At 66.9% G+C, this 25,581-nt stretch carries 22 protein-coding genes and 1 pseudogene; 8 read left to right on the top strand and 15 right to left on the bottom strand.

Annotated elements, in window-relative coordinates; all coding sequences use genetic code 11:
- Positions 1–3: 3 nt before the first annotated feature.
- The 3 genes from RND78_RS00360 to RND78_RS00350 are packed head-to-tail and all read right to left on the bottom strand — an operon-like array spanning position 4 to position 3,682.
- The gene (locus RND78_RS00360; protein WP_312725091.1) at positions 4–864 is read right to left on the bottom strand and encodes an isochorismatase family protein; all 861 of its coding nucleotides are present in this window, start codon (positions 862–864) and stop codon (positions 4–6) included.
- Between the two features lie 8 nt (positions 865–872).
- Positions 873–2,498 (bottom strand): (2,3-dihydroxybenzoyl)adenylate synthase, encoded by a 1,626-nt coding sequence (locus RND78_RS00355; RefSeq protein WP_312725089.1) that lies wholly within the window; start codon positions 2,496–2,498, stop codon positions 873–875.
- On the bottom strand, positions 2,495–3,682 hold the full coding sequence (locus tag RND78_RS00350; RefSeq protein WP_312725087.1) for an isochorismate synthase: 1,188 nt from the start codon (positions 3,680–3,682) through the stop codon (positions 2,495–2,497). Before RND78_RS00350 ends, RND78_RS00355 begins: the two co-directional genes overlap by 4 nt.
- Positions 3,683–3,967: 285 nt before the next feature.
- Here RND78_RS00350 and fepB point away from each other — a divergent pair, with 285 nt between their 5' ends.
- Positions 3,968–4,936 (top strand): Fe2+-enterobactin ABC transporter substrate-binding protein, encoded by a 969-nt coding sequence (gene fepB, locus RND78_RS00345; RefSeq protein WP_312725086.1) that lies wholly within the window; start codon positions 3,968–3,970, stop codon positions 4,934–4,936.
- Between the two features lie 97 nt (positions 4,937–5,033).
- Here fepB and entS read toward each other — a convergent pair whose 3' ends face one another.
- Entirely contained in the window at positions 5,034–6,263 is a 1,230-nt protein-coding gene (gene entS, locus RND78_RS00340) for an enterobactin transporter EntS (RefSeq protein ID WP_312725084.1), read from the bottom strand.
- A 126-nt stretch (positions 6,264–6,389) separates the two neighbouring features.
- On the opposite strand from entS, the gene fepD reads away from it, so the two are divergent.
- The 3 genes from fepD to RND78_RS00325 are packed head-to-tail and all read left to right on the top strand — an operon-like array spanning position 6,390 to position 9,183.
- Positions 6,390–7,385, top strand: coding sequence for a Fe(3+)-siderophore ABC transporter permease (fepD, locus tag RND78_RS00335; protein ID WP_312725082.1), 996 nt, complete (start codon positions 6,390–6,392; stop codon positions 7,383–7,385).
- Positions 7,382–8,380, top strand: a complete 999-nt coding sequence (fepG, locus tag RND78_RS00330; protein WP_312725080.1) for an iron-enterobactin ABC transporter permease — start codon at positions 7,382–7,384, stop codon at positions 8,378–8,380. The genes fepD and fepG overlap by 4 nt, the downstream gene beginning before the upstream one ends.
- The gene (locus RND78_RS00325; RefSeq protein WP_312725078.1) at positions 8,377–9,183 is read left to right on the top strand and encodes an ATP-binding cassette domain-containing protein; all 807 of its coding nucleotides are present in this window, start codon (positions 8,377–8,379) and stop codon (positions 9,181–9,183) included. The genes fepG and RND78_RS00325 overlap by 4 nt, the downstream gene beginning before the upstream one ends.
- Before the next feature lie 139 nt (positions 9,184–9,322).
- Here RND78_RS00325 and RND78_RS00320 read toward each other — a convergent pair whose 3' ends face one another.
- The 7 genes from RND78_RS00320 to RND78_RS00290 form a co-directional block, all read right to left on the bottom strand.
- Positions 9,323–13,258 carry an enterobactin synthase subunit F gene (locus RND78_RS00320; protein WP_312725077.1) on the bottom strand — a complete coding sequence of 1,312 codons (3,936 nt, stop codon included), beginning with the start codon at positions 13,256–13,258 and terminating at the stop codon, positions 9,323–9,325.
- Between the two features lie 11 nt (positions 13,259–13,269).
- A complete protein-coding gene (locus RND78_RS00315; RefSeq protein WP_312725076.1) occupies positions 13,270–13,476 on the bottom strand; it encodes an MbtH family NRPS accessory protein in 207 nt (68 codons plus the stop codon).
- A gap of 21 nt (positions 13,477–13,497) precedes the next feature.
- Positions 13,498–14,745, bottom strand: a complete 1,248-nt coding sequence (gene fes, locus RND78_RS00310; RefSeq protein WP_312725075.1) for an enterochelin esterase — start codon at positions 14,743–14,745, stop codon at positions 13,498–13,500.
- A gap of 111 nt (positions 14,746–14,856) precedes the next feature.
- Entirely contained in the window at positions 14,857–17,043 is a 2,187-nt protein-coding gene (locus RND78_RS00305; RefSeq protein WP_312725074.1) for a TonB-dependent siderophore receptor, read from the bottom strand.
- Between the two features lie 275 nt (positions 17,044–17,318).
- A complete protein-coding gene (locus RND78_RS00300; RefSeq protein WP_312725073.1) occupies positions 17,319–17,582 on the bottom strand; it encodes a hypothetical protein in 264 nt (87 codons plus the stop codon).
- A gap of 133 nt (positions 17,583–17,715) precedes the next feature.
- Positions 17,716–19,239, bottom strand: a complete 1,524-nt coding sequence (locus RND78_RS00295; RefSeq protein WP_312725071.1) for an APC family permease — start codon at positions 19,237–19,239, stop codon at positions 17,716–17,718.
- 100 nt (positions 19,240–19,339) lie between these two features.
- Positions 19,340–19,621, bottom strand: a complete 282-nt coding sequence (locus tag RND78_RS00290; protein ID WP_312725070.1) for a hypothetical protein — start codon at positions 19,619–19,621, stop codon at positions 19,340–19,342.
- A 296-nt stretch (positions 19,622–19,917) separates the two neighbouring features.
- On the opposite strand from RND78_RS00290, the pseudogene RND78_RS28110 reads away from it, so the two are divergent.
- Together RND78_RS28110 and RND78_RS28105 are read left to right on the top strand one after the other, a co-directional pair.
- A pseudogene (locus tag RND78_RS28110) lies at positions 19,918–21,336 on the top strand (methyl-accepting chemotaxis protein); the annotation flags it as partial.
- Positions 21,322–22,194 carry a methyl-accepting chemotaxis protein gene (locus RND78_RS28105; RefSeq protein WP_409457007.1) on the top strand — a complete coding sequence of 291 codons (873 nt, stop codon included), beginning with the start codon at positions 21,322–21,324 and terminating at the stop codon, positions 22,192–22,194. The pseudogene RND78_RS28110 and the gene RND78_RS28105, both read left to right, overlap by 15 nt.
- A gap of 31 nt (positions 22,195–22,225) precedes the next feature.
- Here RND78_RS28105 and RND78_RS00280 read toward each other — a convergent pair whose 3' ends face one another.
- Both RND78_RS00280 and RND78_RS00275 read right to left on the bottom strand, forming a co-directional pair.
- Complete coding sequence (locus tag RND78_RS00280; RefSeq protein WP_312725068.1) at positions 22,226–22,651, bottom strand: hypothetical protein; 426 nt, start codon at positions 22,649–22,651, stop codon at positions 22,226–22,228.
- A gap of 316 nt (positions 22,652–22,967) precedes the next feature.
- Entirely contained in the window at positions 22,968–23,336 is a 369-nt protein-coding gene (locus RND78_RS00275; protein WP_312725067.1) for a hypothetical protein, read from the bottom strand.
- Between the two features lie 164 nt (positions 23,337–23,500).
- Between RND78_RS00275 and RND78_RS00270 the strand changes: the two genes are divergently transcribed.
- Positions 23,501–23,644, top strand: coding sequence for a hypothetical protein (locus tag RND78_RS00270; RefSeq protein WP_312725066.1), 144 nt, complete (start codon positions 23,501–23,503; stop codon positions 23,642–23,644).
- Between the two features lie 101 nt (positions 23,645–23,745).
- On the opposite strand, the gene RND78_RS00265 is transcribed toward RND78_RS00270, so the two are convergent.
- Positions 23,746–23,895 carry a hypothetical protein gene (locus tag RND78_RS00265; RefSeq protein ID WP_312725065.1) on the bottom strand — a complete coding sequence of 50 codons (150 nt, stop codon included), beginning with the start codon at positions 23,893–23,895 and terminating at the stop codon, positions 23,746–23,748.
- A 587-nt stretch (positions 23,896–24,482) separates the two neighbouring features.
- On the opposite strand from RND78_RS00265, the gene RND78_RS00260 reads away from it, so the two are divergent.
- Positions 24,483–24,878 (top strand): DUF4280 domain-containing protein, encoded by a 396-nt coding sequence (locus tag RND78_RS00260; RefSeq protein WP_312725063.1) that lies wholly within the window; start codon positions 24,483–24,485, stop codon positions 24,876–24,878.
- 145 nt (positions 24,879–25,023) lie between these two features.
- On the opposite strand, the gene RND78_RS00255 is transcribed toward RND78_RS00260, so the two are convergent.
- Entirely contained in the window at positions 25,024–25,581 is a 558-nt protein-coding gene (locus tag RND78_RS00255; protein WP_312725062.1) for a toxin-antitoxin system YwqK family antitoxin, read from the bottom strand.

Here is a 25,581-nt window from a genome sequence, read left to right as displayed (position 1 = left end):
TCCTCAGGCGCGCGCGCGCAGCAGATCCAGCCAGCCCTGCAGGGTCGGCTGGGCGGCTAGATCGGCGAAGGTCACCGACAGGCCACGTTTCTGCCAGTCGCCCACCAGGGTCATGACTTGCACCGAGTCCAGTCCGAAGTCGGTGAGGTTGTCGTCCAGCGCCGGCTCTTCGTCGTCGGCGTCCAGCAGCGGCTGGACCTGGGCGCGCAGCCAGGCTTCGTCCAGGGTCAAAGCGCCACCGGTGACCTGGGCGGTGCTCAGGGTGCTACCGCAGCGGGTGGCCACGTAGCGCAGCGCCATGCGGTGCTCTTCCTCGCTGAAGTCGGCCACGGCGTCGCCGACCAGAAAGGCCTGGATGTCCCTCATGAAGGCGTCGGTACAGGTGGTCAGGCAACCGATGTGGGCATAGACGCCGCAGACGATCAACTGGTCGCGCCGCCACTCGGTCAGCAGGTCCTGCAGGTTGGATTTGTGGAAGGCGCTGTAGCGCCACTTGGTCAGCACCAGGTCACCGTCCTTGGGCGCCAGCGCGTCCACCACCTGCTGCAGCGCGGGATCGGCCTGGGTCAGGCCCGGGCCCCACATGTCGTTGAGCAGGGCGCGGTCGGCCGGCGGCTGGTCGGTGGGCTGGGCGGTATAGACCACCGGCACGCCCTGGGCATCGGCCCAGGCGCGCAGGGCGGCGATATTGGCCACCACCTGGTCGATCAGCGGGCTGTTGTCGCCATAGAAATCGACGAAATAGCGCTGCATGTCATGGATCAGCAGCACGGCGCGATCGGCAGCGGGGGCCCAATCGACCTTGTTGGCGGGAAAGCCGTCGGGCTGGGGCAAGGGATAGGAGGCAAGACGGGGAATAGCCATGGGAAACCTTAGGAACGCTCGGTGGAAGGGGTCTGTAGCTGCTCGCGCAGTCGCCGCTTGTCGATCTTGCCGACGGCGGTGAGCGGCAGCTGGTCGAGGAATTGGAAACGGTCGGGCAACTTGTACTCGGCCACGCCCTGCTCGCGCAGATAGCGACGCAACGCCACCGGCTTGAGCGCCGGATCGCTGACCACCAGGCAGGCGCAGCTCTTCTCACCCATCAGCTCGTCGGCGATGGCCACCAGGGCCGCGTGGGTGATGCCGGGATGCCGCAGGAGCAGGCCCTCGATCTCGGCTGCGGCAATCTTCTCGCCACCGCGGTTGATCTGGTCCTTCACCCGACCGACCACCTTGAGGTAGCCGGCGGCATCGCGCTGGACCACGTCGCCGGAGAAGTAGAAACCCTCGGCATCGAACACCTGGGCGTTATGCTCGGGGCTGCGGTAGTAGCCGCGGAAGGTGTAGGGACCGCGGGTCGATAGCAGACCGGGCTGGCCATCGGGCACCGGGTTGCCGTCTTCGTCGGTGATGCGTACCTCATCATCCGGGCTCATGGGCCGGCCCTGGGTGGTGAAGATACGCTCGGGGTCGTCGTTCAGCCGGGTGTAGTTGACCAGGCCTTCGGCCATGCCGAACACCTGCTGCAACTGGCAACCCAGCTCGCCGGGCACGCGGCGGGCCTGGGCCTCGGCGAAGCTGGCACCGCCCACCTGCACCACGCGCAGGCTGGCCAGCCGCGCGCGCTGCTCGGGTGCGGCCGCGGCCTGTAGCCAGAGCGCCACCGCCGGCGGCACCAGGGCCACCCAGTCCACCCGATGGCGTTCGATCAGCTCGAAGCAACGCAGCGGCTCGGGATCGCGCGCCATGACTACGCAGCCGCCGGCGATGAAGACGCCCAGGGCGCCGGGCGAGCTGAGGGTGTAGTTGTGCCCGGCGGGCAGCGCGCAAAGAAAGCGCGTCGCGGGGCTCAGCTGGCAGATTTCCACACTGCGCCTGAGGCTGTAGTAGTAGTCGTTGTGGGTGCGCGGAATCAGCTTGGGTGTGCCGGTGCTGCCGCCAGAGAGCTGGAAGAAGGCGACCTCGCCACCAGCGGTGGGTGTCAGTTGGTAGCCTTCGAGCGGGGTATCGAGGCGCCGTTGCAGACTGCGCGAATCCTGCGCGCCGTCCAGCAGTACCTCGGTCAGCCCGGGCGCCACGTCGCGCAGCTCGTTGACGAAGGTGTCGTCGCGGAACAGGTTGTGCTCGGTGGAAGCGATCAGCAGCCTGGGCTGGATCTGCTGGGCATAGGCCAGGAGCTCCAGCTTCTGGTGGCTGAACAGTGCGTTGACCGGTGCGATGCCGGCCTTGAGCAGCGCGAAGAAGACCACATAGAACTCGGCCACGTTGGGCAGTTGCACCAGGGCCGTATCGTGGCGGCGCAGCCCAGCGGCCTGCAGGTGGGCGGCCAGGCGACTGGAGCGCTCGTCCAGCTCGGCATAGCTCAGCTGCCGCTCGCCACAGAGGATCGCCGGCGCGTCCGGCAGGGCGGCGCGGCTGCGGGCCAGGATCTCGGTCATCGGCAGGTCGAGCCAGTAGCCCAAGGCGCGATAGCGGGCCGCCAGGTCGTCCGGCCAGGGGGTGAATTCCAGACTCACGCGGGGTTCTCCTCGTCGAGCAAACCACAGGCGGCACGCATGGTGCCCAGTTTGGCGGTGACCTCGGCCCACTCCGCCGCCGGATCCGAGGCTTCGACGATGCCGGCGCCAGCGAACAGCCGCAGCCAGTCGCCCTGCACCGTGCCGCAGCGGATGGTGACCACCCACTCGCCGTTGCCCTGGGCATCGCACCAGCCGACCATGCCGGTGAAGAGGCCGCGGTCGAAGGGTTCGATGCGCTCGATCAACTGGCGCGCCGCCGCCGTGGGATAGCCGCAGACGGCCGGCGTGGGGTGCAGGCGGCAGGCCAGTTGCAGGGCCGAGGTGCGGCTGTCGGCCAGTTCGCCGTCGATGGCGGAGGAGAGGTGCCACATGGCGTTGGTGCTGAGCAGCGACGGGGCCTCGGGCACGTCCAGCCGGCTGCACAGGGGTGCCAGCTGCTGGCGGATATCCTCGATCACCAGGCGGTGCTCGTAGTGGTCCTTGCTGGAATCCAGCAGTTCGCGGGCGACCCGCTGGTCTTCCAGCGGATCGGTACGGCGCTTGGCGGAGCCGGCCAAGGGGTTGGTATGCACCCGGGCGCCCTGCTTGCGCACCAGCAACTCGGGGCTGACGCCGACCAGTTCGCCGCCCGCGGCAATGGGGATGCGGAACTGGTAGCCGGTAGGATTCTGCCGCGCCAGGCTGGCAAGGATGGCGTCCACGTCGGCGGGGTCGGCCAGGCGGATCTCCTGGACGCGTGACAGCACCGCCTTGCTCAGCTCACCGCGGCGGAAGGCGTCGATGGCCTCCTCCACCGCCAGGCAAAAACCATCCTGGCTTGGCAGGTTGCGCACTTCGCGCACCTCGGCCGGTGCCACCGCCGCCGCGGCGACCGGCACCGGCCGCGCCATCCAGGCATGCTCCCGGGGCACATAGAGGCAGGAAGGCTTGGTGGTATCGAAGGGAATGGCGCCCATGATCACCGGCTCGGCGATGCCGGCCTGGCGGGCACGGGCGAAGGCGTCTTCCACGGCATGCAGGAACAGGCTGTCTCTATGGGCACCGCCACTGGCGGGTGTCTCGACCCGGGCACAGATGCCGTGCCCTTGCAGCACGCGGTCACCCGACTGGAACAGGAAGGCGGCCTGTTCCTGCTGCTCGGTGGCGATCTGCCCGACCACGTCAGCCCTTTTACTCGACATCGCTGTGGACCTCTACATCAAATGATAATGCTTATCAATAAGAAGAAATTAACTTTTGTATCCGCGGAAGTCAATTCGTTAGCTGCCAAACGGTTTCCATCCACACCACGCCACTCCTGGATCTCTCCGCCCAATCACCACTGGGCAGAACAGCGGAAAAGGCTGTTTGATCGCTCTGGCATGCGGCTTTACGCCTGCTCCCCCTCGGCTACCAACCGCAGCCCTTGCTGTCGCGGGGTGCATCTTTGAAAATGAGAGTGATTATCTTACAACCGGAAGGCGTCCATGTTCAGCTTGTTGTCATCGTTTCGCATTCTCACCACCCTGACACTCGCCATCCTGGCGCTGGGTGGCACCGCCCAGGCGGCGGGCTGGCCGCGGCAGATCAACGCCGACGGCAGCCAGGTGACCCTGCCGGCCAAGCCGCAGCGCATCGTCTCCACCAGCGTCACCCTCACCGGCTCCCTGCTCGCCATCGGCGCGCCGGTGGTGGCCAGCGGTGCCACCGCGCCCAACAACAGATTCGCCGATGACCAGGGCTTCCTGCGCCAGTGGGGCCAGGTCGCCAAGCAGCGGGACGTGAAGCGGCTGTACATCGGCGAGGCCAACGCCGAAGCCGTGGCCGCCGAGGCGCCGGATCTGATCCTGGTCAGCGCCGCGGGCAACGATTCGGCCCTGCGCCTGGTCGACCAGCTCAGGGCCATCGCGCCGGTGCTGGTGGTGGGCTATGACAATCGCAGCTGGCAACAGGTGGTGGAGCTGCTTGGCCAGGCCACCGGTCGCGAGGACGCCGCCACCCAGGTAGTGGCCGATTTCGACCAGCGCGTAGCCAGTCTCAAGGCACGCCTGCAACTGCCGCCGCAACCGGTCTCGGCCTTCGTCTACAACCCGGCGACGCGCCAGGCCAATCTCTGGACCGCGGCCTCCTCCCAGGGTCAGTTGCTGGAAAGCCTGGGCTTCACGTTGGCGGAGCTGCCAGCCGGCCTGAAGACGGGCCACAGCCAGGGTCAGCGCCACGACATCCTCCAGTTGGCCGGGGAGAACGTCGCCACCGGCCTCAATGGCCAGACCTTCCTGCTGTTCGCCGCGGATGCCAAGGAAGCCGAGGCGGTACGCGGCAATCCGCTGCTGGCGCACCTGCCGGCGGTCAAGGACAACCGCGTGGAAGCCCTGGGCGCCGAGACCTTCCGCCTCGACCCCTACAGCGCCAACCTGCTGCTGGATCGCCTGGAACAGCGCTACGCCAAGCCTTGAGCAGCCCGTAGCGTGGACAACGGCGCAGCCTTGTCCACTACTCATCACCATGGCCCAGTGGAAAACGCTGCGCGGTTTTCCACGCTACTTACAGCAATCAGGCGCCGAGGCTTTGCGCCCGACGCAGTCCGCTGGCCAGCGCCCAGCACAGCGCTGCCACCAGCATGGCGACCAGACCGAAGACCAGCGCGGCCTGGGCCGGCAGCAGCAGACTGGCCAGGCCGCCGAACAGCGCCGCGCCGATGGCCTCACCGCCGATGTTCTGCGCGGTCCACAGCGCATTGATACGCCCCAGCAGGCGATCCGGGGTGAGTTTCTGGATCAGCGCGTACTGCACCAGGGCATTGAGCGCGCCCAGGTAGCCGAACAGCACCAGGCACAGTGCCGCCAGCCAGAAGCTCGGCAACAGGGCGAAGACCGCCACGGTCAGGAAGGTGGCCACCGCCGTCATCAACAAGGTCCGTCCGGGGCGTGCCGACTGGTTCAGGCGACCACTGGTGAGGGCGCCGAGAGCCGCGCCGAGCGGCGCGGCGGCGTAGAGCCAGCCAAGATGGCCGGTATCCAGCCCCCAGCCCTCCCCCAGCGCCGGATAGAGCACCCGCACCGCATTGGCCATGGTCACCAGGGCGCCGACCAGGGCCACGGCGCCCAGCAGGCGGTTCTCGAAGAGGAAGACGATACCGCCACCCAGAGCCTGCCAGGGTGTCTCGCGCGGCTGTTCCGGCGCAGGCAGCGGCGGCAGGCGCAAGAGCACCAGCAGGGTGATCAGGGTGCCGCAGGCGGTCAGGCCATAGTTCCAGACCACGCCGCTCTGGGCGATCAGCAGGGTACCCAGCGGCGGCGCGACGATGGCCGCCACCCGCACGCTGAGCATGTTGAGGGCGCCGGCCTGCACCATGGATTCGCGGCCGACCAGGATCGGCGTCACGGCGAGCAGCGCGGTCACCCCCAGGGCGCCGAAGAAGCCGTCCCACAGGGCCAAGAGATAAATGGCGGCCAGCGACGGCGCGGGCAGGCTGGCATTGATGGCCAGGGCGATGAAGCCCAGCCCGCAAATGGAGCGCGCGGCCAGGATCAGCCGACGCCGCTCCAGGCGATCGGCCAGCACCCCGCCGGTGAGCAGGCCGACGAACATGCCGATCCCGGCCAAGCTCAGTGCCAGGCCCACCTTGAGTGGCGAGTCGGTCAGGGCCTGGACCTGGATGGGTACCGCCACGGCCAGCAGGCCGAGGGACAGTACGGATACCAGGCGGGCGATGAACAGGGTGCGAAAGGCGGTGTGGGACCTGAGCAGGCCGAAGTCGAGCAGGAAGGACGTCTTGGACATGGATCACCGGAAAAACACGGGGGACGCTATCGAGCCGCCGAGGCAAGGCTGTTAGCATGTAATACAGACTAGCATGTGTTAATACGCCTTGTTCTCACTTACCCCTTCCCTCGCCTGCCGTCACGGATGACCATGCGTCGCTTCCTCGTCCTCGGCTGCGCCGCTTTCCTGCTGCTTCTGGTGCTGGCGGCCAGCCTGGCACTCGGCTCGACCGCCATTCCCCTGAGCGAGGTCTGGCAGGCGCTGGGCCACGGCTGCGGCGAGCCGGCCTGCCTCATCGTGCGCGAGGCACGGCTGCCGCGGACCCTGGCCGGTCTGCTCGCCGGCGCCGCCCTCGGCGTGGCCGGCACCTTGATGCAGGCGCTGACCCGCAATCCCCTGGCCGACCCAGGCATCCTCGGCGTCAATGCCGGCGCCAGCTTCGCCGTGGTGCTGGGCATCGCCCTGTTCGGCGCCAGCGGTCCCGAGCACTACCTGGGCTACGCTTTCGGCGGCGCCCTGCTGGCCAGCCTGGTGGTGCTGCTGGCCGGCATCGCCGGTGGCGGTGGTTTCAACCCCATGCGCCTGGTGCTGGTCGGCGTGGCCCTGGGGGCCATGCTCGAAGGCGTCAGCTCCGGTATCGCCCTGCTCGATCCGCAGGTCTACGACCAGCTGAGATTCTGGCAATTCGGCTCGCTGGACGTGCGTCAACTCGAGCTGCTGCGCAGCGCCAGCCTGCCAGTGCTGGGCGGGGTGGTGATCGCCCTGCTGCTGGCCCCGGCGCTCAATGCCCTGAGCCTGGGCAGCGATCTGGCCGTGGCCCTAGGCACCCGGGTACGCCAGGCCCAGCTGCTCGGCCTGCTGGCCATCACCCTGCTCTGTGGCGCCGCCGCGGCCGCGGTCGGTCCCATCGCCTTCGTCGGCCTGATGGTGCCGCACCTGGGTCGCTGGGCCATCGGCGAGGATCATCGCTGGCTGCTGCCCTTCGTCCTGCTGTTCACCCCTAGCCTGCTGCTCACCGCCGACATCGTCGGTCGCCTGCTGGTGACCAACGAGCTGCGCGTCTCGGTGGTGACCGCCTTCCTCGGCGCACCCTTGCTGATCTGGCTGGCGCGCCGTCAGCGCCAGGGAGGTCGGGCATGAGCCGCCCAAGTCGCCTGCGCCTGCCCGGCGTACTGCTCGCCCTGCTCGGCGGTGCCCTCTTGCTGGCCGTGTTCGCCCTGGGCAGTGGCAGCCTGGCCCTGGATCCCTCCCAGGTACTGGCCGCGTTGCTCGGCGAGGCCCCCCGCGGCATCGAACTGGTGGTCAGCCAGTGGCGCCTGCCGCGGGTGGTGCTGGCGCTGCTGATCGGCGCCGCCCTCGGCCTGAGCGGCGCGCTTTTCCAGTCGCTGCTGCGCAATCCCCTCGGCAGTCCGGACATCATGGGCTTCAACACCGGCGCCTACAGCGGGGTGCTGGTGGCCCTGGTGCTGTTCCAGGCCAGCATCCTCTGGAGCACCACCGCCGCCCTGATCGGCGGCCTGGCCAGCGCCGCCCTGGTCTACGCCCTCACCTGGCGTGGCAACGGCGTGGATACCCTCAGGCTGATCATCGTCGGCATCGGCGTGCGCGCCCTGCTGATGGCACTCAACACCTGGCTGATCGTCCACGCCTCCCTGGAAGCCGCCTTCAGCGCCGGCCTGTGGAGTGCCGGTTCGCTTAACGGTACCACCTGGGCCAAGGCCTGGCCGGCGGCGGTCTTCATCCTGCTGGCGGGCGCGGCCAGCCTGGCGCTGAGTCGCCGGTTGTTCCTGCTGGAGATGGGCGACGACACCGCCTGTGCCCTGGGCGTGCCAGTGGAGCGCACCCGGTTGACGCTGCTGGGCCTGGGCGTGGTGCTCACCGCCGCCGGCACCGCGGTGGCCGGGCCTATCTCCTTCATCGCCCTGGCCGCACCGCAGATCGCCCGTCGGCTGACCGGCACCCAGCGCCTGGCGCTGCCGGCCGCCGCCCTCACCGGCGCGGTCTTGCTGCTGGGTGCGGATCTGCTCGCCCAGCGCCTGTTCCTGCCCTATGTCCTGCCGGTCGGCCTGGTCACGGTGAGCCTAGGCGGGCTCTACCTGATCGGCCTGCTCATCTGGGAGTCCCGCCGCTCATGAACGACGCCCCCACTTCGCGCCTGCACGCCGAGCGCCTGACCCTGGGCTATGGCCGCAAGCTGATCGCCGAGGACCTCTCGCTGGCCATCCCCGATGGCGAGCTGACGGTCATCATCGGTCCCAACGGCTGCGGCAAGTCGACCCTGCTGCGCACCCTCAGCCGGCTGCTGGCGCCCAGCCAGGGCCAGGTCTGGCTGGACGGCCAGGCGATCCAGAGCTATCGCACCAAGGAGGTGGCCCGTCGGCTGGGGCTGTTGCCGCAAAGCTCCCAGGCTCCGGGCGACATCTCGGTACGTGACCTGGTGGCCCGCGGGCGCTATCCGCACCAGACGCTGTTCGGGGGGGTGCGCGCCGATGACGAGCGCGCGGTGACCCACGCCATGCAGGCCACCGGCGTCTTCGAGCTGGCCGACCGGGCGGTGGACACCCTCTCTGGCGGCCAACGCCAGCGGGTATGGATCGCCATGGCCCTGGCCCAGGAAACCCCGCTGCTGCTGCTCGACGAGCCCACCACCTGGCTCGACATCACTCACCAGATCGACCTGCTGGAATTGCTGGAAGACCTCAATCGCCAGCAGGGCCACACCCTGGTGATGGTGCTGCACGACCTCAACCACGCCTGTCGCTACGCCACCCACCTGGTGGCCATGCGCGACGGCAAGGTACTGGCCACCGGCCGCCCGCGCGACGTGGTCACCCCCGCGCTGATCAAGGCGGTCTACGACCTGAACTGCCTGATCATCGACGACCCGGTGGCCGGGACCCCCATGGTGGTGCCCCTGGCGCGGCGCTCGGCTGTCTAAGGCTTGTCTGAAAAGTCGCCGAGCGAAGGTCAGGCAAGGCAAAAATCCGTGAGGAAGCGCAGTTTACGCGTGGTAAATGAGCATTCCGAACGGATTTTTAACGCCGCATGACCGAGCGCAGGCACTTTTCAGGCAAAGCCTAGAGCGCCTTCAACGCCCGGTTGAGCACTGGGCCGATCTGCGCCAACTGGGCCGGGGCGATGATGTCGACGTGGGCGCAATCCACCTCATGGGCCTGCAGACGGGTGATCCAGGGTGCCCAGGTAGCCTTGACGTCCATCCCCGCCCGCAGGGTGCGCCGGGCGACGAACATCAGCGCCTCGCCGTCGAAGCGGGCACTGCGCGCCGTGGCCAGCAGCCGTACCGAATCGGCATAGTTGCCCTCGATGGTGGCGAACAGCTCGGCCCCCTCGCCCAGCGCCGGATCGGCCAGGCCCTGCTGGGCCGCCAGGAAGGCTTCGCGCTCGCGATTCACCTCGGCCAGCACCTCGGGGTCCAGCTCGCGCTGGCCTTCACGCTCCTGCCAGTTCTGGGTTTCCGGCGGATAGGTGTCGAGCAGGCCGAGGAAGGCGACCTCCTCCCCTGCCGCCTGCAACCGCGCCGCCAGCCCCTGGGCCAGGGTGCCGCCCAGGGAGTAGCCGAGCAGATGATAGGGACCTTGCGGCTGCACCTCGCGCAGGGTGCGCAAATGGCGTTGGATGACGTCTTCCAGATCGGCACCCTGGGCCAGCGGACCGTCCGGCCGTGGCGACTGGATGCCGAGCAGCGACCAACGCGGATCGAGATGGCGTTGCAGTACGCTGAATTGCCAGGCGAAGCCCGAGGCCGGGTGGAAGCAGAACAGCGTCGGCCCATCGCCCGGGCGCAGCGGTAGCAGGGTCTCGAAACCGGCGCGGCGATCAGGGGCATCCTGCTCCAACTCGCGCGCCAGGCGGGCGACGCTGGACGCCACCATGATCTGGCCGATGGACACCGGCCGTGCCAGGCGCCGCCGCAGATTGGCCGCCAGGGTCATGGCCAGCAGCGAATGGCCGCCCAGGGCGAAGAAGTCATCGTCCGCGCCGACGATGGCGCAACCGAGCACCTCGGAGAAGGCTGCAGCCAGGTCGCTTTCCAGCCCCGGCGCCAAAGGCCGGCTAGCCGCGCGGGTGACGCCTTGGGGCGCCGGCAGGGCCTTGCGATCCAGCTTGCCGGTGGCGCCCAGGGGCAAGGTGTCCAGCTCGACCAGCGCCACCGGCACCAGATGTGGCGGCAGGCTTGCGCCGAGGCGGGCACGCAGACGCTCCAGATCCAGGGCGGCACCGGGTTGGGCGATCAGATAGCCCACCAGTTGGCGGGCATCGCCGCCGGTGGAATTGGTCGCCTCACCCAGCACCCGCGCATGGGTAACCGCCTGGGCGACGCCGGGCAGCGCCAGCAGGGCATGGTCGATCTCCGCCAGCTCGATGCGCTGACCCCGGATCTTCACTTGGTCGTCACTGCGGCCCAGGTATTCGACGACGCCCTCGGGCAACCAGCGCGCCACGTCGCCGGTGCGATAGAGCCGCTCGCCCTGGCCGCTGGGCGCGGCGATGAAGCGCGCGGCGGTCAGCTCGGGGCGGCCCAGGTAGCCGTCGGCGAGTTGTACCCCGCTCAGATAGAGCTCACCCGCCACACCCGGCGGTACCGGTCGCAGGCGTTCGTCGAGGATGTGCAGCCCGGTGTTCCATACCGGCTTGCCAATGGGCACGCTGCTGCCACTGACGGCGGCCAGGGCGGCGCCATGGGCCGGATGGTAGGAGACGTCCACCGCGGCCTCGGTCGGGCCATAGAGGTTGTGCAGGGGCGCGCCGACGCGACGCTCCCAGGTGCGGGCCAGCTCGGTGGGCAGGACCTCGCCGCTGCAGAAGACCTGGCGCAGACCGACGCAACGGGCCACCGCGGCCGGCCCGTCCAGGCTGGCGACGAAGGCCGCCAGCATCGAGGGCACGAAATGCACCGTGGTCACCCGCTCCCGGGCGAACAACTCCTGCAGCGCCGCGGGATCGCGATGGGCCTCGGGCGGCGCCAGGTACAACCGGGCGCCCACCAGCAGCGGCCAGAAGAATTCCCAGACCGAGACGTCGAAGCTGCTCGGCGTCTTCTGCAAGACGGTGTCGCCGGCGCCGATGGGATAGCTGTCCTGCATCCACAGCAGGCGGTTGACGATGGCGGCATGCCCCACCACCACGCCCTTGGGTCGTCCCGTGGAGCCAGAGGTATAGAGCACATAGGCCGGATCGCTGGGGCGCGGCCCCTCGAAGGTCGGCGCGTGATCCAGCCCCTTCAGGGGTGCATCGAGGATCAACACCTGGTCGTCGCCTAGCCCTGGGAAACGGCCACGCTGGCTGGGGTCGGTCACCAGCACCCGTGGCCGGGCATCGTCGAGCATCAGCTGCAGGCGTTCATCCGGGTAGCCGCTGTCCAGCGGCAGGTAGGCGGCGCCCAGCTCGACCGTGGCCAACAGCGCCAGGGACAGGAACACCGAGCGTGGCAGCGCCACCGCGACGATATCGCCCCGCCCTACCCCGGCCGCGCTCAGGTGCTGGGCCAGGGCCAGCACCTGCTGGCGCATCTCTTGGTAGGTGAAGGCCAGGTGTCCATCGGCTAGCGCCGGAGCGGCAGGCGTACGGGCCGCTTGCTCGGCCAGCAGGGACGCCAGGGTAGCGGGCGGCAGTGCGCGTTCGGTGGCATTGATGTTCGCCAGCCAGGCACGGTCCGCGGGCCCCAGCAGCTCGGCCTGCCCCAGCATGAGTCCGGGCTGCGCGGCGAATTGCTGCGCCAGCAGGCCGAAGCGCTCGACGTGCCCCTGTAGCAAGTCGGCGGCGTAGCGCTCGGCGTTGCCCAGCAGCTTGATGTCCAGGGCACCGCTCGCCTCCAGATAGAGGGCGATTTCCAGGTCGCGCACCGGTCCCGAGGCCAGTTCGTGGGTGATGCCGGGCACCCCGGCGAAATCCAGGGCGAAGTCGAACAGCTTGAGGTTGATGACCGGCCCGGTCAGGGGCTCGGCATCGCCTGGCCGACCCAGATCACGGGCGATCTGCTCGGCGTCGTAGCGCTGGTGGCGGCGGATCTTCTTCAGCTCGGCGGCCAGCGCCGCGGCGAGCTGCGCCAGCGTCTGGGTCGCGTCGGTGTGTACGCCGAGGGGCAGGACGTTGAGCGTCGCGCCGCCCGACTTGAGCGCCACCGACCCCATCCGCCGCATGAAGATGAAACCGGCACTGAAGGCGGGCTGGCCGCTCAGACGCGCGAACCAGGTAGCGGCCAGGGCCACGGCCAGATCGGCGGGGGTCACGCCCTGGGCCTTGCCCTGCTCGGCCAGGGGCACGAAGACCGCGGCGGGCACGCGCGTACGGGCCTCCACCACCCGCGGCGTCGGCACCTGGCCAGCCAGGCCGCCCGGCGCCAGGGAGGCAGCCGGCGGCAACATCGCACCCCGCTCGCGCCAGAACGCCGCATCGCGCTCGCGAACCGCCGATTGCTGATAATCCTGATACTCGCGCACCACCTCGACGAAGGAGACGAAGGGCGACGCCTCAGGCGTCTCGCCCCGCACCCGGGCGCTGTAGAGCGCTGCCACCCGTTTGGCCAGGGCGGCGAAGCCATAGCCGTCGATCAGCAGGTGGTGATAGCGCTGGTACCAGAACAGGTGGTCGTCACCCAGCTGGAAGATCCGGTTGAGCCACAGCGGACCGCCGCGGGTGGCTCTCAGATCGCTATCGAGATCGGCACGAATGGCCGCTCGCGCCGCGCCTTCCGGATCGCTCGCGGTGCGCAGGTCCAGCCATTCGGGCGCAGGGATGGTCGTCTCGGCATCGATCCATTGCACCAGCTCCCCTTCCTGCTCGGCGAAGTTGAGTCTCAGACTGTCCAGCTCACCCAGCCCCTGGACAATGGCCGCGACCAGGGCCTCGCCCTGGAGGGGGCCGCGCAGCTCCACCAGATGGGCCACGGCGAAGGCGTTGGCGTGGGGCGATAGCTGGTCGGCCATCCAGATGCCGGGCTGGGCGGCGACCAAAGGCAGTTCGATGATGGAAGAACGGGCAGAAGAAGACACGATGACTCCTGTCAGGAAGGGGAAGCGACGACTGGGTGGATGTCGCGCCAGTGGGCCTTCAGCCAGTCGTCGCAGGCGGGGCGCAGGGCCGGGCCGAACACCGGCGTCCAGCCAGCGGGACAGGCCATGTCCTCGGGCCAAAGGCTGCACTGGCCCTGGGCGTTGCGCAGGATCACCAGCACTTGCGCGGGATCATCGAAGGGATTGGGAGCGTCCATCGGGCCTCCAGGCGAAAAGGGTTAGCGGTCGGGATGACGCGTCGGCAAGGGTTGCCAGAGCCGCACCAAACCATCGAGCAGGCCGCCGCGCCACCAGAGGGCGTCATGACCGCCGTCGATCTCGCGATAGTCGAGTGCATGGCCCTGCTCGCGCAGCCGCGGAACCAGGGCGCGCGACGCCTCGAGAATGGCCGGCTCGCGCAGTCCGGCCTCGATGAACAACCGCAGCGGCTGTCCGGTCCCCTGCCCCGCCTCCAGCGCTTCGAATAGCCGACCCGGCGCACCGCGCTGCGGCCACCAGAAGGAGCCGGATTGGCTCAGGGCGCAGCCGAAACGCTCTGGCCAATGCAGGGCGGCATAGAGCGCCGCCAGGCCGCCGAAGCTTTGCCCGGCGACGACGGTCGAAGCGGATGCCTGGGCATGAGGCACCCAGGCCCTGACCTGCGGCAGCAATTCTTCCTGCACCGCCAGCCAGAACTCCGGATTGCAGGGCAGCTCGCGGCTGCGCAGGGCGCGGTCGCTGTTGTCGATCAGCAGATAGACCGCCTCCGGCAATTGACCGGCATCGGTGAGCCACTGCAGCGGCGCGCCCACCGGCATTGTCTGCGCCCAGAACTGCCCATCGAGCAGAATGGCCAGCGGTCGCTCTTCAGGGGCGGTATTACCGGTAGTGAACCACCAGACGGTTCTGCTGTTGCCGAGGCGCGCGCTGTCCCAGCGCTGCTGCTGCAGCCTGGGCGAGACAATCGTCGGTGCGTCGACGGCGGCATCGAAACCGGCCCAGGCCGACTGCGGTGTCGCCTCGGGCAGGTGTACCCCCGAGACCGCCAGGCCGCGACCACCCTGCCAGGCGCGGCGCGGGTTGAGACGATCGGACTGGGCCAGGGGGAAGACGCTGCGCCACCAGAGACGGATGCCCTGGAGGTCGGGCTGGGCCACGTCTTCGAAGTGTGCTGGCTCATCGGTGGGGATCAGGCAATAGCTGCCCCGCCAGCGACCGTCCAGTTCGATCTCCCAGGCCCAGACATCGGTGCCCGGCAGTCGCTGCAGGCTCTGCGGCAATCCTGGCTGGTGGTGATCCGTCACCCCGGTGACATTGAGCCAGACCCGCTGGGTGCCGGACGCCACCCCTGCAGGATCTCGCCAGAGAAAGGTCAGGCGATAGCGCCCGCCCACGGTGGGTTCGATCAGCGGCGTACCACGCTGGGCCACGGCCTGCCACCAGGGCTCGCTGCCCAGGTCGTCACGCTGGAAAAGGGAATCGTTCATCGCGTTGCAGTACATCGTCTCGAAGGATCGTCGGCGGCTAACTCAAGGTCACCGATTCTGAAGCTCCTGTCCGGGCGGAACGCCTGAAGCGCCACCCGGACAGGGAGAGCGTCAGAAGTCGTAACGCGCCCCGACCATCACGCTACGCGACGGTCCCTGGAAGTTGAAGGTGGAAACCGAACCTACGCGGGACCAGTATTCCTTGTCGAGCAGGTTGTTCACGTCCAGGGTCGCGGTGAGCTGCTTGGTCACTGGGTAGGAGAGTTTGGCATCCACGGTGGCGTAGCCGGGCGCTGAGACGGTGACGTTGTTGTTGGTCTGGGAGAAATCGCTCATCGCGGTCACTCCGCCGCCGATGCTCAGCCCGGTCAGCGGCCCGCCCGCCAATGTGTACTTGGTCCACAGCGAGGCCATGTGCTTGGGCATGCTCTCGAAGAGGGTATTGGCCACGCCGCTGAGATTTTCGCTGCGCATGTAGGTATAGCCGGCCAGCACCTCCCACCGCTCGGTCAGCTTGCCGCTGGCCTCGATCTCGGCACCCCGTACCCGCGTCTTGCCCGAATTGGTGTAGAAGCCGGTGGAAGTGCCGTTCGGATTGAGCAGCGCGCCAGCGCGATTTTCATCGGTGAGCTGGAACAGCGACAGGCGTGTATTCAGGTCGCCGTGGAAATAGCTGCCCTTGATACCGGTCTCGTACTGCTCGCCTTCGCGCGGATCGATAGGACTGCCGTCCGCTTCCAGGTAGGAAGTTTGCGGCTTGTAGACCCTAGAGTAGCTGGCATAGAGCGAATGATGATCGTCCAGGTCATAGACCAGGCCTGCGTAGGGCGTCACATAGCCGTCATGGCTCTGATCGGCAGGCGCGTTACGTTCCGGGGCGCTCGCGGTGGCGAAGGTCCTGGTATTAGCCTCACCGCGGTACCAGCCGACCCGGGCGCCACCGATCAGCGCCAGTCGCTCTATCGGGCGGAAGGTCAGCTTTGAATAGAGACCGAATTCCTTCTCGTCGCTGGTGACCTGGGTCTGATAGCTCTTCGCCGGCTTGGCAAACAGTGTCGGCCTATAGGTCGCAAGATCGATGCTACCCAGATTGATGTTCCCATTGAGATAGTCGGTGTCGTAATGCTTGTAATCAGCACCTACGACGAACTCGCTGACCTGTCCCAACGCCTCGAATGGCTGACTGTAGCTGGCGTCGAGCGAATAGGCATCCTGCTTGAAATCGCGGTTGCTGGCCTGGAGTCGATAGGCGTTGTTGTTCTGGGCGGTGAAGGCATACAGATAATCCGCCTCCCGATGCGACGCCCGCGCCGCCACCCGCCCATAGCCGCCGTTGTCGAATCTGTGGGTCAGCTCGAAGATGCCGTCGGTGGTCTGGCCATCGAAGTAGTTCCAGTCGGCGCCAAGGAAGCGCGATTGGCTGAAATCCAGCAGGTTGCCCCTGGCATCGGTCGGATAGCCGTTGTTCGGCGTGATGTCCTTGACCTGGTGGATCAGGCCGAAGGAGATCTGGGTGGCGTCGGACAGGTCGATGTCCAGGTCGCCGTAGTAGCTCTCGTTGGTGCTGGCGTTGTAGTCCACCTCGCCATTGGTGTCGGCGCGGGAGGCGACGAAGCGGCCGCGTACGTTCTTGCTCTCGGTGAGCGGGCCGGCCAGGTCGATTTCCTGGTAGTTGGTGTCCCAGGAGCCGTAGCGCCCGGTGATGTGCCCCTGGAAGTCCTCCGTACCACGCTTGCGCACCATGTTGACGATGCCGCCCAGCTCGCTGGTGCTGTTGAACAGCCCCGAGGGCCCGCGCATGATCTCGACCCGGTCGAAGGGCGAGAGGATGGGCACGGTGCCGAAGATGCTGGTCATGGGCGCCGGCAGGCCATCGATGTTGTATTCATCGTACTCGTAGCCGCGGGAATAGATGGAGGAACGGCCGCTGTCGTTGGTCAGCACCCGCAGGCCGGCAGTCGACTTGGCCAGGTCGTCCAGGGTGTTGAAATTGCGATCCTTGATGTAGTCGTTGGTGTACGAAGTGATCGACTGGGGAATGTCGCGCAAGGCGGCTGGCGTCTTGGTGCCCACGGTCGCCGAATCCACGGTGTAGCCGCCGCTCTGCTCCGAAGGCGCCATGTCGTAGAGACGGTTGCCTTCGATGGTCAGGGTGTCCAGTTCCGTGGCGTTCTGCTCAGCCACCGTGGCGGCCAGGGCCGTCAGGGGAAAGGGTATCAGCGCACTGACCAGCAGCAACTGACGAAGGACGCCGCGCGCTGGGCGGACGGGCTGGCAGAGGGTTCCTTGGGCGTTCATGGTGATCCTTGTGACCGGGGCGTTGCAGCGACGCCGTACACGTAAGGCTGCGCTCCGCGAGACTCGCGAGGGCCAGCACTTTAAATGATAAAAACTCTCATTATCAAATGTTACGTGCGGTAAAGCGGACTGACGTAGCGGACAGGGGCAGGCCGCGACGTCCGGCGAGCGGCGTCAGGGTGCAGGGGCAGGAAGAACGCGACGGGCAGCCGGAACGCGTGCGAGGCGCTAGGCAGAAGGGATCAGCAGGAAGATGCGGGACGAAACGACAGCGATCAGAGGCCGGAGACGGCCGGCGTCTTGCCCGCTACCTGACCGAGGACCGGGCTGGGCAACCGGCAAACGATCTCGCCGATGGCATTCATCCGCGCCAAGCCGCCGTCGCCCTTGCAGGCGTGGTAGTCGGCCAGGTGCTCCGCAGGCGAATTGCGCAGACCCTGGTCACAGGCGACCAGCAGCGCGATGGCGGCCAGCACCAGCGCCACCACTTCGAACGTGGGACGGGTACGATACCAACGGATGGATCGCGAAGGGCTCATGGCGGCTCCTGGGCGTGGGCGCGAGGGCAGCTCCTCTCGTGGAGCGCCGGACGCCCTACTTTAATCACCCTGGCCCTAATGTAAACAGCCGTTGCTCGGCGGACGAGCAGCACACCCAGCCCGCGGAACTGCCCTACCTACGCGGCCCGGCCTGGGGTCCTTCGCCCAGCGTCGCCCCGGCGAAGAAGGCCGGCGCGCGCCAGCGAAACAGCAGCATGAGCGCCAGCCCCAGCAGGAATATGACCAGCGCGATGACGAATACCAGGCCAACCCCACCAATGTGGGAGCCACTGCCGAAGTCCGGCGAAAGACTGTCGAACACCGTCTGCAGGAAGATGACGGCCAGCGCCAGGCCACCCACCAGCGGGCAGAATCCGCGCAGCAAGAAATGGCGCGGGCCGTCCAGCAGGCTATGGCGGAAGAACCAGACGCAGGCGAAGGCCGTCAGCGCGTAGTAGAAACAGATCATCATGCCCAACGCCGTGATGGTGTCAGCCAGGACGTTGTCGCTGAGCAGCCGCATGCTGACGTAGAAGGCGGCGGCCGCGAGGCCGGCGCATAGGGTTGCGAAACGCGGGATCTGGGCGGCACTGACCCGGGCGAAACGCTTGGGCAACGCGCGATAGTGGCCCATGGCGAATAGGGTGCGCGCTGGCGTGATGAAGGTCGATTGCAACGAGGCGGCCGTGCTGGCCAGCACCGCGACCGACATCAGGATCGCCAGCGGCCCCAGCACCGGCCCGGCCAGATGGGCGAAGACGTTCTCCTGGATCGCCGGATTGCCCAGTCCCAGGCCGGACTCCTCCACGCCAGCAAAGGTCAGGGTGGCGATGGCGGTCAGCAGATAGAGCAGCAGGATCAACAGCACCGTGCAGGTGGCTGCCCGCCCCGGCACGGCGTGGCTGCTGACCGCCTCCTCGGTGACCGTGAGGCAGACGTCCCAGCCCCAATAGACGAAGATCGACAGCGCCAGACCCGCCGCGAAGGCGGAGAAGGATTCGATGGCCAGCGGATTGAACCAGTGCCACTCGAAGCTCGGCACCCGCGCCTCGCGCTCCAGGGCGAAGGCCGCCACGCAGAAGCCCAGCAGCACCACGACCTGCATGGCGACCAGCGCATACTGCACCCCCAGGGTGGTGGCCAGGCCACGGCAGCATATCCACACCGCCAGGGCGATGAACAGGCAGCAGGTCAGGACGTTGATCCACAGCACGCCGCTGAGTTCGGCCAGTTCCGGTCGCCCGAAGGCCTGAGCGAGAAAGAGGTAGAAGAAATCCACCGCCACCCCGGCCAGGTTCGACAGCACGATGGTGGTCGCCGCCACCATGCCCCAGCCACCGATCCAGCCGACGGTGGGACCGAAGGCCCGTGCCGACCAGGTGAAGGAGGTGCCACTGTCCGGATCGGCGGCGTTGAGTTCGCGGTAGCCCAGGGCGACCAGCAGCATGGGCAGGAAGCCCACCAGGAAGACCGCGGGCAGCTGGGTGCCCACTTCGCGAACCGTCGGCCCCAGGGCGCCGGTCAGGGTATAGACCGGCGCGATGGTGGAAATCCCTAGCACCACGCAGGCCAGGAAGCCGAGGCGGCCCTGGGCGAGTCCCTTGTTGCCGCCGGACGCCGCGACCACTGGCGCCTGTTCGGTGATCCGCTCGCTCATGGCCTGGCTTCCGGTTGTACGGTCACGTCATCAGGCCGACGCCTGCCTGTCGGCACTGCCCACTTCGCCCTGGAGTGACGCCAGGGCGCTGGGCTCGACCTCAGGGCGTGTTCTTGTCGGGCGCCTTGATGTATCCGGGCACCGCCGAATCCGGCGGCGCGTTACGCCCCTCGTTGGCTGCCGCGGCATTGGCCTGGCCACGATCCTCCTGTGCCTTGGCCTGTTCCTGGGTCGCCCGCTGGACCTCGCCTTCGGCAGCGTGCTCCTGGGCGTTCTGTGAATGGGCCTTGGCCTCCCGAGCATGATCTTCGGAGGTCTTGTCGCAGGCGGCGAGGGTCGTGGCGGCAGCCAGCACGAGCGCTGGCAAGAGAAGCTTCGACATCGGGCGTTCCTTGAAAAAATACACATTCCACAGACCAGCACCACCCCGGATTGGTTTCGGCTGATCGCCCCGGGTTTGCCACGCGAGATGTCTAATCCAAGGGTCACGCCGTCTTCGACGGCACCGCTTCCTACCTGAGGCCAGCCGTTTCGGCCGGCAGCTGTCGGTCACAAGACGAGGGTGCGGCTGCCGGTCGCGTGATTCTTCCAAGGCCACAACGCCTGCCTGCCAGCGCAGCTCTGGCTCTCGCCTGCCAACCGTCCGGCAAAGCCCCTGGAGCTACCCCGGCTCCCGTTATGGCCGGTGGTAGACCGCGTCTATCCCAAGACTTCCAAGGCAACCGCGCCGGGAGCAGCGCCGCTCATCCTCATACCAGCGCCGGCCATCCAGCGACTTATGTGATTCGCATCACTTTTTGCTGTTTCGGTAGTCTCTTGCAACCGAAGCGGTGCACTTGTCTGCGCCCGATCTCGCTTCTGCCTAGACGGCTACCTCGCCGATACGAGTCAAGGTCCCTGACCTGCCGTACGGGCGGTCGTCCGACGGAGTCACCAGAAGCTGAGCCGGCATGGCAAATGATAATGATTGCAATAACCAAAACCGGCGAGTTTCGCTGCGCGCGACGCTCTGTCCTTGACGGTCTTCTCCAGGTAGCCCCTATGTCCAAAAACGGCTCGAATCTGTTCACCAACCTAAGCGTCCGCGCCAAACTCTCGCTCGGCTTTTCGCTGCTCATCGGCATGATCCTGCTGGTGGCCTACACCGGCTGGCAGGCGACCGATACGCTGCGTGATCGCAGCGAGCGGATCAGCGATATCGCCACCTTCAGTACCCAGGCCAGGAACATGCGGATCGAGCGGCTGATGTACATCATCAAGGCCGACGACGCCCAGGCCGCGAAATGGCTCGCAGCGCTGGACAAGACCGACACCCAGCTGCAGGGCATCACGCCCAACTTCACCTCGAAGGTCAACGAGGCGCTGATGAGCGAGGCGAGCGCCACGATCAAACGCTATCGGGACTTCTACAATCAGGTCGTGACGGCAACGCGCGAACGTGAAGCTATCCAGAAGATGGCCACCGCCTCGGCCGAAACGGCCAACAATCACCTGCTGAGCCTGGCCGAGGCCGCCAACGCCGAGGGCGGTCGCTTCGAAGACCGCCAGCAACTGGCGGCGCTCTTCATCAGCCTGCAGAAGATGCGCATCAGCCTGCGCAATTACGCGGTGACACCGAGCAAGGAAGGCGAAGCCGCTGCACGCAGTGGCATCGATGGCGTTCATGCCCAGGTCCAGGCACTGGCTAGCACCGGCCTGCCGAGCGATGTCCAGAAGAAGCTCGAGGGTGAGATCGATGGCTATCAGCAGCGCCTGCAACAGCTGGTCGCCCAACAGGCGAAAGTGGACGAAGGCCAGGCCGGCATCTCGGCATCCATCACCACGATACTGTCCATCACGGACAAGTTGACGGCGATCCAGAAGGAATTCCAGGCCGAGGACGTCGCCGGCGCCCGGCAACTGCTGCTGGTATGGCTGGCCATCGCCATCGCCCTGGGCCTGCTCGGCGCCTGGCTGATCACCCGCTCCATCGTGGGCCCGCTGAAGGACACCGTGGCGCTCGCCGAAACCGTGGCCAACGGTGACTTCACCCATCAGCAGGAAGTAACCCGCAAGGACGAGCTGGGCGCGCTCCAGACCAGCATGCAGCGCATGACCCTCAACCTGCGCCGGCTGATCGGCGACATGAAGGATGGCGTGGTCCAAGTGGCCAGTGCGGCCGAACAGCTGTCGGCGGTGACCGAACAGACCAGCGCCGGCGTGCAGTCGCAGAAGGTCGAGACCGACCAGATCGCCACGGCGATGCAGGAAATGACCGCTACCACCCACGAGGTCTCGCGCAATGCCGGTGCGGCAGCCAAGTCCGCGCTGGAGGCCAGCCAGCAAGCCCTGCAGGGCGACCAGGCCGTCACCAAGGCGGTGACCCAGATCGAACTCCTCGCCACCGAGATGGAATCGACCAAGACCGCCATGGCGACCCTGCGTAGCCACGCGGAAAGCATCGGCGGCGTACTGGACGTGATCAAGGCCGTGTCCGAGCAGACCAATCTGCTGGCGCTGAATGCCGCCATCGAAGCCGCGCGCGCCGGCGAAGCCGGTCGCGGCTTCGCCGTGGTCGCCGATGAGGTCCGCGGACTCGCTCAGCGTACCCGCTCCTCCACCGACGAAATCGCCCAACTCATCACCGGCCTCAACCAGAGCACCGACCGCATGGCGGCGGTACTCGACCAGAACGTGCAACTGACCGAAAGCAGCGTCGGCCTCTCGCGCGAAGCCAGCGAGATGCTCAAGCGCATCACCCGTTCGGTGAAGGACATCGAGTCCATGAACGAGCAGATCGCCTGTGCGGCCGAACAGCAGAGCGCCGCCGGGGAAGAGATCAGCCGCAGCGTGACCAACGTCCGCGACATCTCCGACCAGACCGCCGCGGCCAGCGAAGAAACGGCATCCTCCAGCATGGAGCTGGCCCGCATCAGCGTCAGCCTCCAGGAGATGACCCGCCGCTTCAAGGTCTAGGGCGGGCCGGACCGCCCGCGTGGAGCCTGGCCTAGAACACCGCCAGGCTGTCCATCACGGCGCTGTAGATCGCGGTGCCGTAGGTCAGGACGCCCAGCGGCACCCCCACGGCCGCGCCGACGATCAGGGCGCACAGCAGTATGGCCAGCACCGGAATGTCGAACGGGTGGTGTTCCAGCGCGTGGTCGCCGCTGGCCTTGGCCTGGCCCTGCGGCGAGGGGTTGGTGTTGGCGTTGGCGACGCCGGGTTTGCCGCTTCCGGGTTGCGCGCGCGACGGCTGGCCAGGTTGCAGCCGCGCGGGATGGGCCTTCCCCTCCAGTTCGATGAGGTCGGCGATATCGGCCAGGGTGCCGTTGTTACGGGTGATCTGCTGGTGGGCGGCGCGAAGCGAGTCGGGCTTGGCGCTCCGGCCAGCGGTGCGAGGAGGTCTGCGTGAGGCGGTCATACGGACGGGCAATTACTGATAAGGCGTTGAGTGGCCATAGTCTGGCTAATGATTATGAACATTACCAATGCTAAAGCCACCCGTGTAGTGGCTTTTTGACACTATCGAATGCAGTCTATCTGAACCTTTTTATTGCAGGTGGTGAAGAGATGAGCGTGGCGTCATCCAAGACGTTCATCCCTCGACCGCTCAGGTGCCAGCGATCCGTTATTGGCCACCTTCTTGCGGGGATTGGCAAAGCCGCTCCCTAGGTGCACAAGAGCCTGAGCCCAGGGTGCGTGATCGATCAGCCATTCCGCGAGCTGATCGAGCGCCTCGCTGTCGATCCCTATTGAACACTCCGGCTGACCTTGACCTCCTTGAACAACAGGAACACAACCACGGCCGCCAGCGTCTCCAGCGCCGCCACGAAGTACAGGCCGGCGGCCAGGCTGCCGGTCAGGGTGCGCAGGAAGCCGATCATGTAGGGCGCGACGAAGCCTGCCAGGTTGCCGATGCAGTTGATCAGGGCAATGCCGCCCGCCGCTGCCGTACCGGCCAGGAAAGCCCCGGGGATCGACCAGAGCACCGGGAAGGTGGCCAGGATGCCAGCCGACGCGACCGTCAGGGCGATCAGCGCCAGGGTCGCGTTGCCCAGGCACAGGCCGGTCGCGATCAGGCCCAGTCCGGCCAACAGGGCCGCGACGGCGCAATGCATGCGCCGCTCGCGGGTTTTGTCGGAATGGTGCCGTCATCAACCGCGATATGCTGGAAGAACCGCTGTGGGAATCCTTGGCCTGGCTAGCGCGCTAATACGATTTCCGCGGCTGCTGGTCCTTTCCGGTGGAAACCGCGGAGGGCGAAAGCCCAGGTTCTCTGGCGATGTATTTCGAGCTCCCCCAGCTGCCCGATGCCGTCGATCTGGAACTGGCCGCCGCCTTCACCCACACCGCCGCGATCATCATCTGGCGGCCCCTGCAATCCCCGCAGATACAGCCATCGAGCCCGCTAGTAGCGTCTCGATGAGTGCCTCTACCTTGCCGAAACGGCTGCAGTTCCTGTCGCTGAATCGACGCGTTGCGGGAGGGCCAGACGACGCCTCCTCCCATCAGTACGACCGATGCCCCCTAGTCCCGATAGTTGAGCCCCACCGAGGAGCGGCAGTTGCGGCGCTCCAGGCTGCCAGGCTTGAAGGGCCAGCATGCCCGGTCCTTCATGCTGGACGTCTGAGTGACGATGGTGACCTTCACCTTCTCGGCAGGAGTCTCTGGCGGCACGGCCTCCCGGATAGGCTCGCCCAGACGAAGCACGTTGTCGGCCCCCCTCGGCGTGAAATTCTCATCGTTGAAAACGGTTTGCCTGCCAGCGCCAATGGCGGGCCTTGGGTGTTCCATGCGAGCGGCAGGAACGCTCGCCACGTCTGGCTCAGCCGGCGTTGGCGAAGTGCGTTTGACTATTCCGCTCGAGGCCGGTGTTGGATGGGGCTTCACCGCTACGACACCTGGATCTCGCTGCGCGATTGGCTCTGCCATCTCGTGCGTGGGAAGCGCTCGGCTGCCGAGCGCTAGGAGACCAATTGTAAGCAGACTGCCGATGATCAGAGAGGTGACGATAGCGAGCGGACGCGTCTTGCTACGTTTCTGAAGGAGCCAGTCTGGTGCATCGTCGGGCTCAGCATTCATTGCCATCTGTCCTAATCCCTTAGCCTTCGCCATCGTCCCACCTGCTGCGATACGCCTGCTTATCGCCAGGCGCCGTCTCGCTACCCTGCAATAACGCAGCAAGAGTGAGACACCCTAGCAGATGCCGCCTATAGTGAGCACTGCGGGAGCCGCGAGTTTCCACGACCACGGAAGGATCTGACATGGCTTGCCCACAGGTATGTGCCGGCGCAACCCTGCAATGCAGCTTCGGCGCCGCGCCCTCGGCGCTCAATGTGCTGCCGGTCAATCGGGTGCTGGTCGGCGGCATGCCCGCCGCCAATCTGAACGACCATATTCCCCTGGTGAACATCCTGCCGTTCGGCGTCTGCAGCAGCCCGGCGAATCCAATGGTGGCGGCTGCCACCGCCGCGGCCTTGGGCGTGCTTACGCCCATGCCGTGCATTCCAGCCACCGCCTCGCCCTGGATTCCGGGGGGCGCGCCTACGTTCATGATCGGCTCGATGCCGGGCACAGACGCCAATAGCACCCTGATGTGCAACTGGGGCGGCGTGATCAAGGTAGCCTATCCCAGCCAGGTGCAGACGCTGATTCCCTGACCTTAGAACCTGTTCATAATCTGCTGCGCGTCGGCCAAACGGCGTTGAAAAGACCTTCGGAATGCTCATTTACAACTCGTAAACTGCGCTTCCTCACGTCTTTTCGCCTTGTTTGGCTCTAGCTCGCGAAATTATGAACAAGCTCTCAACCCGGCGGCGGCTCCTGCCAGCGCCGCCACCACCACAACGGGCGTGCCAGGGGGCGGCCTTTGGCGTCCAGCGGGCGGCCGTCGGCGGCAAAGGTTTCCGCCGCGTCCACCAGCAGTCCTTGATGATAGGTGCCGCGAAACGCCAGGGTGCCGTTGGGATGAAAGCGCTGCAGCACTCCGTGCAATACGCCCTGGCGATAGAACTCCTGCTCCACCAGGATGCCATCCGCCAGGTAGGTCTTGACCTCGCCATGCAGCAGCCCGGCGCGATAGTTGGCTTCGCGTTGCAGACGGCCATCGGCGAAGAAGAAGCGCGCCGGGCCGTGCAGCTGGCCAGCGGTGAAGTTCAGCCGCGCGCAAGCCTTGCCGTTGGGATGGAAGAGCACCAGGGGGCCGTGTAACTGGCCGTGCTGGTAGCTCAGGGCCGCCTGGGGACGGCCGGCATGGGTGATCTGCGCCGGGCCATGCAACTGGCCCTCGGCGAGGTTGGCATTGAGCCGATCCTGGTCGCGCTGGACCACCACGCTAGCCGATCCCTGTGGCTGGTCGCTCAT

This window comes from Pseudomonas oryzihabitans, assembly GCF_032027545.1.
GTDB classification, from domain to species: domain Bacteria; phylum Pseudomonadota; class Gammaproteobacteria; order Pseudomonadales; family Pseudomonadaceae; genus Chryseomonas; species Chryseomonas oryzihabitans_F.
Note: the sequence above shows the minus strand (reverse complement) of the source record. Positions and strands in the feature narration are given on the sequence as shown.